18 protein-coding genes and 1 pseudogene are annotated in these 17,975 nt (G+C 52.2%); 4 read left to right on the forward strand and 15 right to left on the reverse strand.

Annotation, left to right across the window (positions count from 1 at the left end):
- Positions 1-2 precede the first annotated feature (2 nt).
- The 6 genes from IPN28_01820 to IPN28_01845 form a co-directional block, all read right to left on the reverse strand.
- Entirely contained in the window at positions 3-680 is a 678-nt protein-coding gene (locus IPN28_01820; protein ID QQS57583.1) for a dephospho-CoA kinase, read from the reverse strand.
- A complete protein-coding gene (locus IPN28_01825) occupies positions 677-1,510 on the reverse strand; it encodes a shikimate dehydrogenase (GenBank protein ID QQS57584.1) in 834 nt (277 codons plus the stop codon). Before IPN28_01825 ends, IPN28_01820 begins: the two co-directional genes overlap by 4 nt.
- The gene (maf, locus tag IPN28_01830) at positions 1,507-2,127 is read right to left on the reverse strand and encodes a septum formation protein Maf (protein QQS57585.1); all 621 of its coding nucleotides are present in this window, start codon (positions 2,125-2,127) and stop codon (positions 1,507-1,509) included. The genes IPN28_01825 and maf overlap by 4 nt, the downstream gene beginning before the upstream one ends.
- Entirely contained in the window at positions 2,099-2,965 is an 867-nt protein-coding gene (locus IPN28_01835) for a kinase/pyrophosphorylase (protein ID QQS57586.1), read from the reverse strand. The genes maf and IPN28_01835 overlap by 29 nt, the downstream gene beginning before the upstream one ends.
- A gap of 2 nt (positions 2,966-2,967) precedes the next feature.
- Positions 2,968-3,492, reverse strand: a complete 525-nt coding sequence (secB, locus tag IPN28_01840; protein QQS57587.1) for a protein-export chaperone SecB — start codon at positions 3,490-3,492, stop codon at positions 2,968-2,970.
- An 82-nt stretch (positions 3,493-3,574) separates the two neighbouring features.
- Positions 3,575-4,054: an FxsA family protein gene (locus tag IPN28_01845; protein QQS57588.1), complete on the reverse strand. Its 480-nt coding sequence runs from the start codon at positions 4,052-4,054 to the stop codon at positions 3,575-3,577.
- 128 nt (positions 4,055-4,182) lie between these two features.
- On the opposite strand from IPN28_01845, the gene IPN28_01850 reads away from it, so the two are divergent.
- Genes IPN28_01850 through IPN28_01860 form a run of 3 tightly spaced genes read left to right on the forward strand, consistent with a single transcriptional unit; the run spans position 4,183 to position 6,959 of the window.
- The gene (locus IPN28_01850) at positions 4,183-4,914 is read left to right on the forward strand and encodes a Tim44 domain-containing protein (protein QQS57589.1); all 732 of its coding nucleotides are present in this window, start codon (positions 4,183-4,185) and stop codon (positions 4,912-4,914) included.
- A 52-nt stretch (positions 4,915-4,966) separates the two neighbouring features.
- Positions 4,967-6,121: a murein transglycosylase A gene (locus IPN28_01855; GenBank protein QQS57590.1), complete on the forward strand. Its 1,155-nt coding sequence runs from the start codon at positions 4,967-4,969 to the stop codon at positions 6,119-6,121.
- Between the two features lie 16 nt (positions 6,122-6,137).
- Positions 6,138-6,959, forward strand: a complete 822-nt coding sequence (locus IPN28_01860; protein QQS57591.1) for a HEAT repeat domain-containing protein — start codon at positions 6,138-6,140, stop codon at positions 6,957-6,959.
- A 48-nt stretch (positions 6,960-7,007) separates the two neighbouring features.
- Here IPN28_01860 and IPN28_01865 read toward each other — a convergent pair whose 3' ends face one another.
- Positions 7,008-7,430, reverse strand: a complete 423-nt coding sequence (locus IPN28_01865) for a hypothetical protein (GenBank protein QQS57592.1) — start codon at positions 7,428-7,430, stop codon at positions 7,008-7,010.
- A 120-nt stretch (positions 7,431-7,550) separates the two neighbouring features.
- Complete coding sequence (locus IPN28_01870) at positions 7,551-8,117, reverse strand: hypothetical protein (GenBank protein QQS57593.1); 567 nt, start codon at positions 8,115-8,117, stop codon at positions 7,551-7,553.
- A 174-nt stretch (positions 8,118-8,291) separates the two neighbouring features.
- Between IPN28_01870 and IPN28_01875 the strand changes: the two genes are divergently transcribed.
- Positions 8,292-9,275 (forward strand): hypothetical protein, encoded by a 984-nt coding sequence (locus IPN28_01875; protein ID QQS57594.1) that lies wholly within the window; start codon positions 8,292-8,294, stop codon positions 9,273-9,275.
- On the opposite strand, the gene IPN28_01880 is transcribed toward IPN28_01875, so the two are convergent.
- The 7 genes and pseudogenes from IPN28_01880 to IPN28_01910 all read right to left on the reverse strand — a co-directional run bounded on the left by IPN28_01880 (position 9,272) and on the right by IPN28_01910 (position 17,823).
- The gene (locus IPN28_01880) at positions 9,272-10,036 is read right to left on the reverse strand and encodes a hypothetical protein (GenBank protein QQS57595.1); all 765 of its coding nucleotides are present in this window, start codon (positions 10,034-10,036) and stop codon (positions 9,272-9,274) included. The genes IPN28_01875 and IPN28_01880 overlap by 4 nt on opposite strands.
- Positions 10,037-10,093: 57 nt before the next feature.
- Positions 10,094-11,134, reverse strand: coding sequence for an aldo/keto reductase (locus IPN28_01885; protein ID QQS57596.1), 1,041 nt, complete (start codon positions 11,132-11,134; stop codon positions 10,094-10,096).
- A 10-nt stretch (positions 11,135-11,144) separates the two neighbouring features.
- Positions 11,145-11,744 (reverse strand): hypothetical protein, encoded by a 600-nt coding sequence (locus IPN28_01890; protein QQS57597.1) that lies wholly within the window; start codon positions 11,742-11,744, stop codon positions 11,145-11,147.
- Between the two features lie 59 nt (positions 11,745-11,803).
- Positions 11,804-14,752: pseudogene (locus IPN28_01895) on the reverse strand (type IV secretion protein IcmB).
- Between the two features lie 115 nt (positions 14,753-14,867).
- Complete coding sequence (locus IPN28_01900) at positions 14,868-15,581, reverse strand: type IV secretion protein DotN (GenBank protein ID QQS57598.1); 714 nt, start codon at positions 15,579-15,581, stop codon at positions 14,868-14,870.
- 14 nt (positions 15,582-15,595) lie between these two features.
- The gene (locus IPN28_01905) at positions 15,596-16,006 is read right to left on the reverse strand and encodes a hypothetical protein (GenBank protein ID QQS57599.1); all 411 of its coding nucleotides are present in this window, start codon (positions 16,004-16,006) and stop codon (positions 15,596-15,598) included.
- A 128-nt stretch (positions 16,007-16,134) separates the two neighbouring features.
- Positions 16,135-17,823 carry a hypothetical protein gene (locus IPN28_01910; GenBank protein QQS57600.1) on the reverse strand — a complete coding sequence of 563 codons (1,689 nt, stop codon included), beginning with the start codon at positions 17,821-17,823 and terminating at the stop codon, positions 16,135-16,137.
- Positions 17,824-17,975 lie beyond the last annotated feature (152 nt).

A 17,975-nucleotide genomic window follows, 5' to 3' on the forward strand; every position in this document is an offset into this window, starting at 1 on the left:
TCTTACCTCTGGATGGGCATCGTCAGGGGGTTGGTATCTGCAATATTATCTCCCGCGCTATCGCCGTAAACCTCCTGACGGATACTCTCTAGAATCTCCTTAAGCGAACTGAAACTATGCGCTCGCCCAAGCCCTGTCTGGATGACGAAATCCGACCGCGCCCGCTTTTCGGCATCCGGCATTTGCCGCGACAAAATCGCATGAAATTTTTCCTCGCTCATATCCGGCCGTGCCAGCACCCGTGCCCGTTGCAGAAAATAGGGGGCGCTCACGGTGATCGTATAATCGACCCGCGCCTCTGCACCGGTCTCAAACAAAAGCGGAATATCCAGAGCGGCGATCCGGGCACCTTTGATTTTCGAAGCTCTCAAAAACTCTGTCTGCGATTTTCGCACCATCGGATGGATGATGGCTTCAAGCCGCTCCCGTGCCTCATCGTCCGAAAAGACGATTTTTCCCAGTTCGCGCCTGTTGATATTATAGGTTTTTTTCTCATAAATTTGCGGATATTGATAATGAGGAAAAGCGGCAGCGATGGCCAGCCGCGCCTCGCTTTTCGGCTCCAGCAGACGATGCGCCGCAAGATCGGAATCATGGACGGGAATGCCCAGAGCGTTCATCATCGCCGCAACGGTCGATTTCCCCATGCCGATAGAACCGGTAAGGCCCAGAACGATCATCGCGTGACAAGCTCCGTAAGTTCATCGGTGACTTCGGGCATAATCCCGTGCCAGCGGGAAAACGCGGGCCGCGCCTGATGCAAAAGCATCCCGATCCCGGTCACGATGGGATTTCCTTGCTTACGGGCCGAAATTAAAAACTCGGTCATCAGCGGCGCATAGACGATATCATGCACCAGCGCCTTGGGGTTTAATAACGAAAGATCAATCTCCAGCTTCGGCTTCCCCGTCATGCCCAGGGAGGTGGTATTGACGATCAGGTTCGCCTCTTTCAACGCTTTCGCCGACTCTCCGCTATTCCATCCCAGCCGAACAATTTTCGCGGGCAGCGAGGAAGTTTCGATCAGCGTATCCGCTTTGGCCGCAGTCCTGTTACTCAGCAGGATCTCGGGAACACCCTCCTGCAGCAATCCTTGGACGATGGCCCGCGCCGCGCCCCCCGCGCCAAGAACGACGGCGGGTCCGGCGGTAAAATCGAAATCCGGCGCATGGCTCTTGATATTCTCGATAAACCCGAACACGTCGGTATTGGTGCCGATCAGACGGCCTTTCTCAATCGTCACGGTATTGACCGCACCCACGACCCGCGCCAATTCATCGACCTCGTCACAAAGTTCAAGCAAAGCCACCTTGTGCGGAACCGTCACGTTAAATCCCCGGAAACCGTCCGCCTTGATTTTTTTAATCCCGCTTTCTAGCGCCTCGCAAGCGAGATCGACCAAAGTATAACTTCCGTTCAAACCGTGCTTCCTGATCCAGTACGAATGGATCAGCGGCGATTTGCTGTGGCTGACCGGATGACCGATCAGTCCGGTTTTAGTCCCTGTCATGGCCCGATCCTGTGTTCCTCATAAAGATAACCCAGAAGCGGCAGCAAAGGCATCCCCATAATCGTAAAAAAATCGCCCGTGACCTTGCTGAAAAGCCATGCCCCGGCTCCCTCGATCTGATACGCCCCAACACAGGAAGTCAGGGCATCGCCCGCTGCATCTGCGTAGGATCTTAAAAAATCCTCATCCAAAACCCGCATGGTCAGATCGGCATGATCGGCATGATCCCAGAGGACTTCGCCTCCCCGCGCGACGGCAACGCCAGAGATCAGGCGGTGCGTCTTCCCGCTCAGCATCCGCAGCTTTTCGAGAGCATCCTCACGGCTCTTCGCTTTGCTGAAAATGATTTCGCCAAGACAGAGAATTTGATCCGACCCGATGATCAGCGCATCGGCTTTTTCACGTGAAACATTGAGGGCTTTCTCACGTGCCAGAAACAAAGCCTTCTCGGCCGGACTATCTCCGGCGCGTTCCTTCAAAAGCTCGGTTTCGTCTATTTTCGCAGGAAGGATATCAAAATTTAACCCGGCTTGCCGCAACATTAACTGCCGCGCCGCGCTGCCGGAGGCCAGGATCAAGGAAGTTTCATCAGACTTGGTCGAATGTACCGGACGCATCGCCGCTCTCGCGCTCTCGCTTGGCCTGAAGTAGACTCATGATCTCTGCGGCGGTCTCCTCGACGGATTTTTTGGTGACGTCGATGACCGGCCAACCGTGCCGACCGAAAATTTTTCGGGCCTTGCGGATTTCATCTTCGATTTTCTCCTCATCAAGATAAAGGTTTTCAGAAAGAATTTTCTGATCGGCCTTATCGGATTTCAGACGCGACTTTCGGATATGCATCAGCCGCTCAGGCGTGGCAATCAGCCCGACATAAAGCGGAAATTCAAAATTCAGATGCTCCTCGGGAACGTCCACCCCGGGAACCAAAGGGATATTAGCGGCTTTGATCCCGCGCCGCGCAAGAAAAACGCACGTCGGCGTCTTGGACGTTCGTGAAACGCCGACAAGAATGACATCGGCCTTTTTCAAGTCTTTGAGATTGCGGCCATCATCGAACCGCATGGCGAAATCAACCGCCGCCACGCGCTTGAAATAGGCATCGTCCATCGTGTGCTGCAAGCCAGGAACTCCCTTGGGCGAACGCCCCAGAAAGGTCGAAAGCCCATGAAAAATCGGGTCGAGAACCGGAATGCAGGGAACGCCAAGATGCTCACAGCAATCAATCACCCGCCGCCGCATCTTTTCATTCACGAAAGTGAAAATCACCGGCCCCGGATTTTCCTCAATCCTCTGGATCACTTTCTCAAGTTGTTTTTCCGTACGCACCAGCGGCCAGAATTTTTGATTCGGCTCGATATGCTCGAATTGTGCAAGGCAGGCCCGCGAAAGCCCAAGCAGGGTCGTACCCGTCGCATCGGAAACAAGGTGCAGGGTGAACTTTCGCGCCTTCATAATCAGGCCGCCTGTTCGGAGTTATCTGCGCCCTGCAGACGGTCTTTAAACCGCTCCAGATAAAGCGCGTGAAAATCCACGGGCGAAAGAAGAACAGGCGGAAATCCGCCCTGCTGCGTCAATGCGGACAGTATCTGCCGGACAAAGGGAAACGAAAGGCGGGGAACCTCGATCAGCAGGATCGGGTGGTGCTGCTCATGCGGGACGGCATCGCCGATCGAAACGGTCGAGCAATAAACGACTTCTGCGATGAAAACCGTGTCCTTTCCGCGCCGTGCATTGACATGGGCGCTCAGGGCGACCTCGAAATAATTATCGAACTTGGCGTGTTTGAGCTTCCGCGCATCCATGCTGATATTGATCTCCAACTCCGGGACAGGAAGATTTCCGCTCAAAGCCTGCGGAGCATGGGGGTTCTCGAAGGAAAGATCCTTCACATACTGGGAATGGATCGTCACCGGAATATTCCTGACTTCCGTCTTGTTTTCGCTCTCTTGGGGATGTCCCGATCCGTTCGTCTCGCTCATAAAGTTGTCCTTACTGAAGATAAATATGTCATTTTAACTGCACCTGATTAGCACGAAGTCTTAAGGGTTCTCAAGCGCAAGCCTATTTTGAGCTTGAGTTTTTCCTGTTTTCCGTCTCATCCAGCCGCTCATACTCCCCCTCAATAATGCTGGGATCGTTGGCCGGACTGCGCGTATAAGGGCCACGGTATTCTTGCGAAAAATGCGCGGCACGAAATGTGGCCGAACGCTCCAGCCTTTTTCGCAGTATCGCCCGCACGGGCGGCAGCAGCAAAAGCACACCGAGAAAATCCGTAATGAACCCCGGCGTCAGAAGCAAAGCCCCCGCCGCCACAATACAAAGCCCGTCGAACATTTCTCGGGAGGGAACACCCCCGGTCATCATCTCCGCTTGGGCAGACCTAAGCGCATTTAAGCCTTGCGCCCGTACCATGCTCCCGCCGATCAACGCGGTCAAAAAACACATCAACAAAGTCGTGCCCAGCCCGATAAAACGGGTGACCGTCAGAAAAACCCACAATTCCAGCAGCGGAATAACAATAAAAATCAGAAAAAACGGCATCGACAGGCTCCTAATCATAAGCGGCCCAGCAGTATGCCCCGAATCACGCTGAAACCAAAGAAAAACTGTGGTAATATGATCGTTTAGGCGCTAACGTAGGCGCTGGAATAAAAGCATAGGATAAGCCCTTGCCCGCAGATCTGATTGTATACGCCCTTGTCGCCGCCGGCCTGATCGTCTGGCTCAGAAGCATCTTGGGAACCCGCCACGGCGATGAGCCCGAGCGCCCCGCCCCCTACCTCAAGCCCGAAGGCCAGTCCGGCCGCATGGAATTGCCTGGCCCGTCTCGGGAGAGTAAAATCGGCCCGGAGGATCGCATTGCCGAACTCGCCCGAACACCCAAGGGCAATATTTCGATCGCCAACACCGCCACCGAACTGGGCTTGATGGAAATCGCCCGCGCCGACCGCACCTTTGACGTCGATCACTTCGCGCAGGGCGCACAGGACGCCTTCGTCTATATCGTCGAATCCTTTGCCGACGGTGACCGCGAAACGCTCAGGGATCTGCTCAGCCCACCCGTTTTCGCCGCCTTCGATGAGGCGATCACGGCCCGCCAGCAGTCCGGCCAGACCCTCCACGCCGAGATCAACGCGATCAACAAGGCCGAGATTGTATCAGCCCAGATAGAAGGCCGCTTCAGCAAAATCACCGTCCGCTTCCTTGCCGAGGAAATCACCTACACCAAAAATGCGCTCGGCGACGTGATTGAGGGCCACCCCGAACGCATTACGCAAATGCGCGACCTCTGGACCTTTTCACGCGAAACGAAATCCCGCGACCCGCGTTGGCTGGTGGTAGCCACCCTGATCGACACCGAAAGCGATAACGATACGTTGCCGAATTCCTCTTCCTCCTGATTTTTTATCCGCGCTCCTTTTGAAGCGCCAGCAGGCATGATAAACCATCTCCATGCGCCGCTTCCTTCTCATCCTGATTCTGGTCCTGACCGCGTGCGGTGAGGAGGAATCGCCGCAAAAAACGGAGGCCACTATGCGACTGGTTCCCGCGTCTTTTTCCGATCTTCCCGGCTGGGCGGACGACGATCTGCAGACCTTTTCCGTGGCCTTTGCCCGCACCTGCACACGGATGCTCAAGGCGCCGCCCGAAAAACCCCTCGGCCCGCTCCCGCAGGCCGGAACCTACGCCGACTGGCAACCCGCCTGCCGCGAATTCAGAAGCCTGAAGGATATCAAGCCCCAAACACTCCGCGCTTTTTTGGAAAAAAACTTCACCCCCCACGCAATCTGGCTGGGGGAGCAAAACACAGGCCTCTTCACCGGCTATTACGAAGCTGCCCTCAACGGCTCAAGGACGCGTGAGGAACCGTATACGATTCCCCTCTACCTTCGCCCCGATGATCTCGTGATGGTCGATCTGGGACAATTCAGGGAGGAGCTGAAGGGCCAGCGGATCGCGGGCCGTGTGGAGGACGGCAATCTCAGACCTTACGAAACCCGTGAACAGATCGTGGCGGGGGACTGGCCGCATAACGACAAGCCTCTGGTGTGGGTCGATGACGCGGTGGACGCCTTCTATGTCGAAATTCAGGGCTCGGGCATCGTGACATTGCCGGACGGCTCCGAAATGCGGATCGGCTACGCGGGCCAGAACGGCCACCCTTATACCGCCATCGGCAAGGAACTCATCGCCCGCGGCGCCCTGACGAAGGAGAACGTCTCCATGCAGGCGATCCGCGAATGGCTCTCGGCCCATCCCGATCAGGCCACCGAAATCATGAACGTCAATAAATCCTACGTCTTTTTCACCGAAACCAAGGGGGAGGGGCCGCTGGGCGGCGAAAATGTACCCTTAACGCCCGAACGCTCGATGGCGATTGACCGCTCATTGTTTCCCTACGGCCTGCCTTTTTGGCTGGAGGCCGGGCACCCGCTGGAGAAAACCAGACCAATCCGCCGCCTGATGATCGGGCAGGATACCGGCGGCGCTATAAGAGGGGCTATAAGGGGCGATGTCTTCTGGGGCCACGGACCGGAGGCCGAACACCACGCCGGCCCGATGAAATCACAGGGCCGCTATTGGGTTCTGTTGCCGAGGAAATTATAGCCATAAGGCACAGACAATGACTCGATATAAAAACCTGACAACAAAAGTACTCATAGAAGCAGCTTATAAAGAGGAAAACGAGGATGACTTTTGGGAAATGATCCTTGATCTCAGTTCCCGCGCCTCTGACACCGAACTGGCTGCTTCTTTGGATTTGATAAAATCAGACGATCCTATTTATAGACAAATCGGCGCTCAGATTCTTTCCCGGCTTGACCCGGGAAAGAAGACTTATCACGAACAGGCTATCGAGGCACTTATCCCGCTGTTAAGTGATAAAGACGAAGATGTAATCGAGGTCGCTGCCTTTGGCTTGGGCCATCGTCGGGACACAAGAAACGTCCCACATCTTTTGAAGTTTATTGAGCACCCGAACCCCAACATACGACATGGCGTTGTTATGGCATTAACCGGATTGGAAGATCCTGCGGCACTAGACGCTCTGATAAAGCTTTCCGCCGATAGCGATTATGATACACGAAATTGGGCAACGTTCGGCCTTGGTCAACAGTGCGACGTAGATACGCCGGAAATTCGCAAAGCCTTAAGGGAAAGATTGTCTGACGAAGACTCCGAAATAAGAGGAGAAGCACTGATCGGCCTTGCCAAGAGAAAAGACGCTCAGGTTAAACAAGCGATAATAAAGGAGCTAACAGGTGAGTTTCTCGGCTCATTGGCAATAGAGGCAGCCGGTCTCTTGGGAGACCCGGACTTTATTCCCCTTCTGGAGGAAATAAAACAGGCCGAAAAGGATAATCTCCCTGACTCTATGCTTCGAGACATAGAAGAAGCGATAGAAATATGCACTAAAAAGGCGATAACTAAAGGCAAAAAATGAAGCGCCTTGCGGCGCCTCACCATGACTCTACAAAACGAAGCCATCCAATCACTGAACGGCGTGTTTCTTCTTATGATCGCGGATGTCTTCCCGGTGGTCGCGAAGATCTTCCTTCCGGTCGGCGATCTGCTCCTTTTTATCGAGAATATCTTCGCGCTCATCCAGAACATCTTCCCGCGCATCGCGGATATCCTCAAGCTTGTCCTTTTTCCCGCCGTCATGCTGGGCATCCCGGATATCCTCTCGGGCATCGCGCAGATCTTCTTTTTTATCCGCAATTTGCTCTTTCTTGTCGCGGATATCTTCCCGATGATCCCGAATATCTTCGCGGTGGTCGCGGAGATCCTCGGCTTTATCATGGATCGGCGGCCGGACCTTAAGCCCGGGCTTGGGGGCATCGGCAGAGGCGGGGGTCACCGCGCCACTGAAAAAAACAAGCGCCAGAGCGCAAACACAGGCAAGTAACTTCATATTAACCTCTCGTTAATAAATTAAGGAAATAAAGGCATTTCGAGTTCTACGCGCGGGGAACCAACCACCCTTCGCTGAAACCAGAATAATCAAAGAAGATGAAAATATGATTATGAAAAACTAAGTTGGTCCTGCCCCGGGTACAGGCGGCTCTTCCGCGCCTTTTGGCTGAAAAAGAAGGGTATTCCCCGGCCCGAGCGTGAAATTCGCTCCGGATCGTAAAACTTCTCCGACGGTCAAAGGACCGCCGCCGGAGGGCCGGATATGCTTGGCCAGCAGCCCTGTGACCTCGTCGTTAGAGCTTCCCAGTCCCTCGCCTAAATCATCGCTCAATTTATCAAGCATCTCATTCAGCAGATCGACCTGCCCCTCCGGAGACAAATGAGGAAACACCGTCTCAAACGCCTCCTGCCTCTTGGGTTCGTCGCTCACGCCGATCAGACAGAAGACCATCCGGTCCGCAAGCGTATCGTTAAGCGGCTCTTCCTGGGCGATGCGCCGCACCGCCTCAAGCGTGGCTCTATCCGTCACGCTGCGGGCATTCTCGGAAATCCCCTCGGTGCTGGAGAGTTCGTTGACGTCATTCAGCACATCGACAAGGTCGGAAAGGGCAAGCCGCAGCGTCTGAATCTGCTCCCCCCTGACCAGTGAGGTCACCATCTCACGCTTAAGTCCAAAATCCGTCATAAAATCACCCCATCGTTGTGAATAAACTATCACCCCTAGCACGGCGGACGCAAAAACTTTGTTATTGCCAAAGAAGTCGCGTATAAAATACAAGAGTTACAATAACTTAAAACAATTTGACGGCCCGTCAAACCCCATGTAAAATTATGGGAACTAAAGCGGGCCATAAGAAAAATGAGCGGAAAATCCTTCAGAAACTGGGCGGCGGGGCTGACGATTGCGGCAGCAGCAAGTTATATGCTCGTATCCGGCGATCCGCAGACGGAAGACGGTCTGTCCGAAACCCCGGCGGCCGTAACGCCCGCAAAACAGACGCCTCCGGTTCCGCAAGCGAACGCCTTCCCTCCGCCACTCCCCGGACGGGACGAAACGGCAACCGCAGAGAAAAAAGTCGAAAAGGCCTGGTCGCAGGCATCCAAACCGCCTCAAACCGCCGCAAAGGATCAACCCTCTTGGGTCGCGCAGGCGCGGGCCAAAAATTTCTATGAAAAGTTCAAGAGGGAAAACGATTTTGCAAAAAAACTGGAGTACCTTGATTACATCTTTGACGCGTTGAACAGTGATATCAAGAACGCCTCCATTCTTGGCTTGAAGCCGGAGGAATTGGCAAGCACGATCAGGAATACCGCGCACCGGGCATTTCAGGATTTATCCTATCGCCAGTCGCCAGAAACAGCCCTGGATCAGCTTTTTTTGGCAAATGATATGAGGATCGCGCATCGCCTGTCGGGTTTGAAGGATGACGGCTCATTTGACGAGACCTATGCCGAGCAAATCACCGGCATAAGCTACGATGCGGTCAATAGCAGAAAAAAAGAGGTGGCTGTTCCGGCGGCGGGCGAAGCCCTTGCACAATTAAGGAATTTGGAACATCAGGCGCTCGTTGCTCCTCAGGCTCTGCACAGTCTGACGGACGAACAGATTCAGGAATACTTTACCAGGTTCAATCTGGTTCAGTATGTTCTGGAATCATACGATCTGGATGAACAGCTGATCCAGAATCACGGAACCTCAAACAAATTTACAGCCCTAAATTTAAACCGCACACAGTGGCAAGACCTGTTGGATAACCTGGGCGAATCGCTTTTTAACGTAGAAAAAGAGCGCCTGCGGCGCCAATTCGGCAACCCTCTCCTGGCCCCGGAGCCCGGAAACTAGGGCGCGGCCACCGCCATAAAACTCTTCCACCCGCCCGCCAGCGATTTCTGCGCGGCGTTGGCCACCAGAGTCCGCTCGATCTTGAGCATATCGTCCGAAACGATATTCGCGGGGTTCGCAGGATCGGTCAGGCTCGAACTCTGGAAATCGGTAGCCAGATAAACCAGAACCTCCCTGATATGGGTTTCCAGATCCTTGCTCTGCGCCAGCGGCTTCTGGCCCTTTAAGGCCTCGATCACCGCAAGCTCCAGCAGGAAGGAGGGAAAGAAAATATCCTTGGAATTGCGCCAGAGCTTCATCAGCCGGATTTCGCTCAATCGTCCAGACAGCGCAACATACTGCGTATGGGTCTGCAGATTGGTCACCGCCCATTCTCCCGTCTTCCGGTTGAACACGCGGTGATTCTCGCTGCGGGAATCAGCCCGCCGTGCGGGGATCAGGTCGATCTCATGCCCCTGAACGGTCACGCGAATCGAAATGTGGTTGGCGCGGGTGCTGGGGTATCCGTTCCGCCGCAGATACTCGAACAAACCCCTGTAAATCGTAACAGGCGCATAATTGTAATCATGAGCCAGGGAGATCAGAAGGTCCGAATCCGCCCCGCCGGGCACATTAGTCCCTTTAGCGAACGACCCGATCACCCGCGAATACTCAATAGCCTCGCCGCCCCACTGCTTCACATCGGGCAGCAGGGTCTTTAAAGCATCCTTGACAGTGCGGAAGCCAGCTTCCTCTGTCCTTTTTTGCGTAAAAACTTTCATAAGACCTTGGCAGGAACTGCCCGGAATGAAGAACAAGTGCGAATCAAGTATACAGCTTTAGTAAGGAATCGGGAAGTCCCGTCTAACGGTGTCGATATCCGCAAGCACTTCGGGGCCGAGCGTAAGATTGATCGAATCGATATTGCTCTTAAGCTGCGTCATGCTTGTCGCCCCGATGATGTTCGACGTCACGAAGGGCCGGGAATTTACGAACGCCAGCGCCATCTGGCAAACATCCAGCCTGTGCTTTTTTGCCACCCCCATATAGGCCTTGACCGCTTTATTGGCTTGCTCGGTATCCCGTGCGGAGCCACCAGCCAGCAACGTCCAGCGCGACCCCTTGGGCCGCTTGCCGCCCAGGTATTTTCCACTGATCATGCCCGTGGCCAGCGGTGACCACGCCAGCAACCCGATATCCTCCGCCATCGCGACTTCATGCATATCCGGTTCGAACAGACGATAAAGCAGACTGTATTCATTCTGAATCGACGCCATGCGGGGCAGGGACTTGTCCTCCGAGAGCCGCAGCCACTTCATGGTTCCCCACGCCGTTTCATTGGACAGGCCCGCATGGCGGATTTTCCCGGCCTTGACCAGTTCCCCGAGAGTCTCCAGCACTTCAAGGAAATTATCCTCAATCTTTTTGGAATCGAACTTGGGCGTATAGGTCCAGAGCTGGTTAAAGGCATAAGACCCCCGGTTCGGCCAGTGCAACTGGTAAAGATCGATATAATCGGTTTGCAGCCGCTTGAGGCTACCCTCGACCGCCTCCAGAATGTTTTCCCGGTCGATCTTGGCCTTCCCGCCGCGCACCCACGGCAACCCCGGTCCTGCCACCTTGGTCGCCAGAACAACTTTGTCCCGGTTCTTCTTGGCCTTGAACCAAGTCCCGATAATCTGCTCGGTTTTGCCGAAAGTCTCCGCATTCGGCGGCACGGCGTACATCTCGGCGGTATCGAAGAAATTCACGCCCCGCTCCAGTGCATAATCCATCTGGGCATGGCCCTCGGCCTCGCTGTTCTGCCGGCCCCACGTCATGGTACCCAGGCAGATCAGGCTGACGTTAATCCCGGTGCGTCCAAGAGGGCGGTAATGCATAAATCACCAGCTAGCGTCTCGAAAAGAGAGGCTTTCTGAAACGGTCGATTTCAAATTGTATATCTTCCAGGCTATCCGGTATAGGCATAGGCAGGGTAAGATCGGGAGGATACTTAACGAGATACGGGATGGCAAAATTAAATCTTTCGACAAGCTTTGGATCAACACTCAGCTTTCCAACCTTCGCTTCAGCCAGAATCAAGGAACCAGATTTTTCGTCCTTGGCAAACATACAGACAAAAGGCTCCAAACGGTAAGAGCCAAAAGAGTCAATATGAGTAAACCAAATTCGAACGCCCCCATTCCTAATAGTACTGACTTCACTCAGCAAAATAGTATCAGGAAATGTAACATTCAACTCGATAAAGGTCTTGCAGATGCCGTAAGGAAGTCCGCCTTTAAAGGGGGCAAAAAGAAAATAGAAAAGATAAAATACCAAACAAAAACCGACAAACTTGGCAATATTTTTATACTGCTTTTTCTTTTTCTCGGCCTTTTTTTCCTTTAACTTATCTGACAAGGAGACAGCTTGCCCAAGAGCAGTATCCTCAAAAGCGGTCTGTTGAGCTATAGCCTGAGCCTGTTTGATATCCTTGATAATTTCACTCATCTATCTTTCAGACTTATACGCTTCCCTTCTTCTCTCTCTTGAATTTTTTTGCTTTCCTCAACAAGTTCATTAACAATTTCCTCGATAACGGCGCTGATCATGGCCTGCCGCGAATCTCCAGTTTCGCTGTTTGCAAGAACACGCCTTCTAATTTCATTGCGAGCACTACCGCCCGGGTAGGCAAAAGAGAGCATTTGCCGCGCACGCGAAGCGCCAAGATAAGTGTAAAGTCGATTTCGAATAGCCACGTCCTCAGCAGAGGTGTTCAACGACCACAACTCAATCGGCCCAAGAGTATTATAAAGATGCTGCTCGTAACGGCCCGATGTCGTTCCCAGAACCAAAAGACACGGAGCTCCGATAGACTTAGGACCCGTTAGACGGTAACGTATAACGTGCCGTGCGGTATTAGAGAGACCGAACCTCTGGACAACATCGTCAACAGCCTTATCGGAAATCGCTGTACCGAGAACCCAGACACCCGTAGCCAGATCGACCATATCCTTGTCGAAGTCATCAAGAAGCTGGGAGGTGAGAACAATCTGAACGCCGCGCTTCCGGCCCTCACGAACGTCACGTATGACCTGCGCACGAACTGAATTCGATTTGCTCGTTCTATGAAACTCGTCAAAGTTGAGTCGCTTTGGCGTTTCAGCGACTTCTTGCAGTCTCAGGGAGTGGAACTGCTGGAACTTCTCAGGAATATGCTGAATGGACTCCTGACTCATCCACCAAGAGCGCACCAGCGCATGACGGGCCAGCATATACATGATCGAAGTCTGACGATCCGCCGCCTCGTCGCCTTGAGGGGCGACGTCCATCAAGTCCAGCGAACACAGGCGGGTATCGGCGATATCGAACTGGGTAACAGAAGAAAGGATCGGATACTCGCGGATGGCCGAAGTAACCATACGCTCAAAAGCGCTAAGGACAGTCTCTGCACTAAATCCAACGGAAGTTTCTTCAAGCAGGTTTCTGATCTGCGGCCGTCTCGAGGCGGTAATAGAGTCATTGAGAGTCGGAACGGCATGACGCTGTGCAACGTTGGCCAAATGAAATTGTTCGAGTTCGAAGAGTTTGTCAACGATATCCCACCAGAACGGATCAGTGGGCAGATGGATATTATACTTGTTGATGGCCGCGTCAATGTCGGCTTCCAAGCGGGGCAGATAAGGCCTTGCCTCGGCGTTCGCAGCCGAATCATCTCTCCATCGGAACATCTCATCAACCACCAAGCCGCAAAGCTGCTGCATCCCGTCATAAGGTTTGTCATATCCTGGGGGCGTAGTCAAAAGAGTAAGCAATTCAACAAGATAAGAACGCTCGTCAGGGAGAGGGTAACGACAGCCTAACTGCGTATCGAACGGGTTGATGGCGTACTGGTGAGCCATCTGCAGCCTGAAGTAGGAGGCTTCATGATGGCGGGCCAAAGGCAAAGCCTCTTTGATCAGGGAGACAAGACCGGAAGACGATGGCCCAATATCAACAACTGCGACATAAGGCAGCTTCGAAAGCCCAGGAGAGATACAAGTGCCTAAATTGAGAGAGTTAAGCAATACGGACTTTCCCGCCCCAGGTTGGGCGAAGATCAAATCAAACCACGTCGTTGTAAGATTCGTTCCAGTTTGATAGGGCCAAAGTTTACCATCAGGAGTTCTGAAGATAATAGCTCCCTCATCGAAGGGACTCGAAGGCCGCTGCCAAGGCAACAGCTTCATAATCTCAATCATCGGGGCAATCCCGGTTGGGGCGGTGCCACCGCAATGAATACCCATGGCGGACGACATAACACAATCAAGCGGGTCACCGGAAAACTCGCTCACCTGAGCGTAGCCCCAACTTTCAATGGCCTGAAGGAGTACTGACAGACGGTCCAGGATTTTATCTTTTTCCTCGATCACACACCAAGTGGCAAAGGAAAGCCTGAATTTTACGACAGGCTCCTTACGCGCCAGAGCCATCAGACTTTCCAGAGAGTACTTAATTTGTTTGTTTGAACCATTGGTAGGCCCAAGTATCGTGGCAGCAAAAGCCCGAAAGGCCAGTGCGGATGCGCCGCCACCCTCGATCAGAAAAGATATCCTGAAGGGAATATCTGCTTCAACCAAACGGTTCATAAGAATGGGAAAAGCCGTCGAATCCATCGGGCCCAAAGTCATATCGCCCCCGGCCCATAAAAGGTTGCCTATCCTGACCACTGACTTGCCAAGAACGCGAGCGTCTGCAGCAGTAATCTGGTTAGGAAGGGTGGGCCACAGGATATCCGACATATCAACAGTGCTTTGCGGCGCACGCGGAGGGATCGGATCACCAGGAAGACAGGCCCGCCAGTTCTCATTGGCACGATCAGGAAACATATTATTGCGAACGGCTGTGATGGCATCGTGAACTTCCATAAGTTTGCATCCGATGCCCATCTCATCCAATCCCGACAAAATAGCGCTCACAAAACTTTTATGTCGGGTTCGTAGGGGTTCCATAACTCCGAGTGGATACTGGGCGTGCCCAGCCGGAAGCCAGTTCTTAGCTTCATCTTTAACGCCCTGCACAGCTCTCTTAACTTCGCTCTTGCTGAGGATTAATGGCCTAGTCCACACAACAAAATAACACTCCTCATGCGTACAAAAACGCTCAAGGTTCTTGATCCTCTCCTCCAAAAGATCATCAACTTCCAATCCAATATTACTCGCAGAGGTACGACTGGGTTTGACATAGTTTTCCAGCATCTGTCGAACCCTGCCAGGATCTCTAACAAAATAGACCTGCATGGCATGACCCTGTCGGTCGAAACGCGAGCCAATCTTGATAGTTGAAGAGCTGACAATAGTGTTATACTCATCATCACCGATTATCTGCCTGCTGCCTTCAATTTTAATGTAAGAAAGCAAAGAACCGTCAGAGGAAACGATGGTCGTCTCATTTTCCATCGTTTCAAGTCGGATGAACGACGAAACTGAGAACTTTAGGCCTTTTTGAAAAGGCAAAAGCATTTTATCAAGTAACTTCATGTGCGGCTGTGAATGTGTTCTTCCCAAGAGTACTCTTGTCTGATCATATTACACAAACAAAATAAGAAGGAAAGGCTTAAGAAAAAACAGAGCCCGATTCGTAAGGTTAATAAAATTAACTGCTATGAATGCTGTTATAAATACTGAACCATTGCTGTGGAGGCTTGCCGCCGAAAGGCCCGTCCTTTGAACGCCAATAGGCAAGAATTTGAGGAAACTGATTAAATTCAAGATCTGCTTCCTTAATAATACGGCGATCAAGTGGAAAAAGCTTGACACCCTCAAGTTTCTGGGCGCGGATACCGTAGTGATGGTCGCTTAGATAATCCTTCAAAACCGTTGCGAGGGTATAAGCGTCATCAGTTCCAATTCTCTTACGAATAGGATCCCTTCTTTTCATAAGTCCATCCAGAGCTTTTCGGGCAGCCTCTGCGATCGGTCCCTGAGAAATTCGAGCAACATAAATAGCGCGGGCCATATGATGGAGATCAGCTTGATCAATCTCAGGTAGCCACAACAAAACACCCGACTTCATAACTCCGACTTGATCTAGGTTAAAGCACTGGTGACAAAAAATACACACCGTGGCGAGGTTGCCCTCACTGATATCCGCCACGTCACCATTAACCTGGATGACTTCCTGATATTTCTTTGACTGGAACCCGCAGCACCTACAAGAAAAACCATCGCGTTCGAATATTGTTTGCTTAAGGTCTTTCGATACAGCCTCTCTAGCAGAAGAGGAGCCGGAATCTCCGGCTCCCTCCTTTTTCTTTTTTGACCTTCCGGTAAACTTGGAAAGCCCCAAAGTGATCGGTATACGATCCACTTCTTGTTCCTGACTTAAGAAACGTTAAAGCTGACAGAGTTCATAAGAGCAGCAGAAGAGTTCTGACCTTGGTTACCGCTGTCAAGCGTTTCTGCCATCGCTTCCATCAGGATCGGGAGAGCGAAGAGGATACCACCGGCAGCAAGACGGATCGCACCATCTTTCAACGGGGTCTGGGTGGGGTTTTCAACGTGGTCTTTAATCTTCAGAACACCGAGAACGCCAAGGAGCAAACCAAAAAGGTAGCAAAGAGCGGTCAAGAGACCGGGGATGCTGGCAATAGACGTTGTGATGTTTTGAGCGATAGAGCTGAAGTTGTTCGCGCCCCCTGCTGCAGCGTACGCGCTGGTAGCAGAAGATGCAATAGCACCAGCCGTCATGGCTGCGCCGAGTTTGTAGTATGTGAGTTTGGTTGTCTTGAACATTTAAGTTCCTCCTCTTACCAAAGTTTTGCTTACTTAATAACCAATAGTAACAAGAATAACATAATTTTGCCACAATTATTTTTGGCAAAAACTACAAAATTTTGAGAAAAAGAAACATTAAGGAACTATTAAGCGAAGGTTACGCCAAAGGCTGTAATTCCTATTGTTTGCTGGACAGCGTTAAGAAGGGGCCCGAGATTGACCGCCATAGCGCCGCCGATGATATGAGTCATTGACGACATAAGAGAAGCTTGCTGGTTGCCCTCGGCAACCTGTCTCATGATAAACAGACCGCGGACGAAACTGATCGAGCCCACAATAATCATAAAACGGAGGATGGCGCTGACGACATGGTAAACGGCGTCGGTCTCTGCAGCAGCCATACCGGCGGTGTAAGTTAAAGTAGCGAAAGTAGCCGTCTGCGGGTCTCCGAACAAAGTCGAAGAAAAGGCGCGCATGATAACGTTCGCAGAAATAAGGATTCCCCCAATCGTAAAAGTAGACACGGTGCCCATACCGCCCGGCCCCCTCGGGCCGTCTTGTGCAGTTTTGACGAGCCTCGAGATGCCGATCATGATGAAAATCATGCCAGCAACAAAACAGAAGAAGTTAAGAACAACCTGGCTGGGGCCAAGAACCTCACCCATGAAACAGGCCATGACCATATCAAGGGAATTAGTGCCCACGCCGCAAGCATTGGCACCGAAAAGAAGAGAAAGATCCCCCTCGTACCCAGTAGTAGTGCCAAGCCCAGGTAAGCGATAGGCATTTAACGGAGAAAGATCGGGTAGAAAAGTCATTTGAAAAGCAGAAACTACAGTGGGGAGGGAGAAAAAAGCGCCACCCGCAATTAACCTGGAAACCCCATCCCACAAAGAAGTCTGCTGGGGGTTTAAAACATGGTTCTTGATTTTTACCAAAGCCCAGACCCCGAAGACTAAGCCAAGCATATAAGCAATTCCCGACAAAAATGCAGCGATACCTGAGGAATTTAGCCATGCCGCGCAAATGACCTCACCGACCCTGGTTGGAGCCGTCGCGGTCAGGGGGTTACAGGCTATACCTGTAGAAAGCGTCACATAAAGCCAATCGTCAGACGCAAAGGTAAACGATGCAACGTTAAGTAAGCCCGCCGTAACCTCCCAAACGCCGAGCCCCCCTCCGCCTACAGTGTTCCACATAGCTTCAAAAACCGCAGGCAGACCGAACATGGCACCGCCTATAATCAGGTTAATGACACCCTCCTTGAGAGAAACCCGAGCGGGATCCTCCACATGATCCTTAAGCTTAAGAATACCGATAACCCCCATGAGCAGACCAAGAAGGTATGCAACAGCGGTAATAAGACCGGGCAGCAGTTGGGTTTCGGCGACGATATAGGACAAGAGAGAGTTGAAATTCATACCGCCAAGGCCTGTAAAAAGCCCCAAAAGTGCGGAGGCACTGTTAAAGAAAGTGACAGTATCAACACCAACCCAACCACCACCGCCGTAAATAGTTTCCGTCATGGCCTCGTAAACGATAGGCAGGGAAAAAAGCGCACCGCCAGCGATATAACGGACAACGGGAACGCGAAAAGGGGTCTGATTCGGATTGTTGACGTGCTCAATAGTCTTCATGACCGCCTGGTAGGCGATATAAAGCCCGAGAGTATAGGAAAAGGCCGTAATCAGTCCCGGAATGAGGGACGCTGAGGTAGTCATATTCTCCGCGATATCGTCAACACCCTGCGCCCACGCCGAACCGGATAGAACCGCAGAAGCAAAAAAAGCTGAAAAACCAGCAAAAAAACGCGAAAAAAGGCTATTTCTCATCATGACACACTTCTTCTGCCTAAGTATTCCCTTGCTCCATTAGAGCATAACTAAGCTCTAAAACGCAAACTTTCTGTTAACCAAGGAGCAAAGTCCATACCTTAACTCCCCATCAAAAACAGTACGATAAAAGCGAACAAAAGTTAACAAAAAAT

Source organism: Alphaproteobacteria bacterium (assembly GCA_016699735.1).
GTDB lineage: Bacteria > Pseudomonadota > Alphaproteobacteria > Micavibrionales > Micavibrionaceae > JAGNKE01.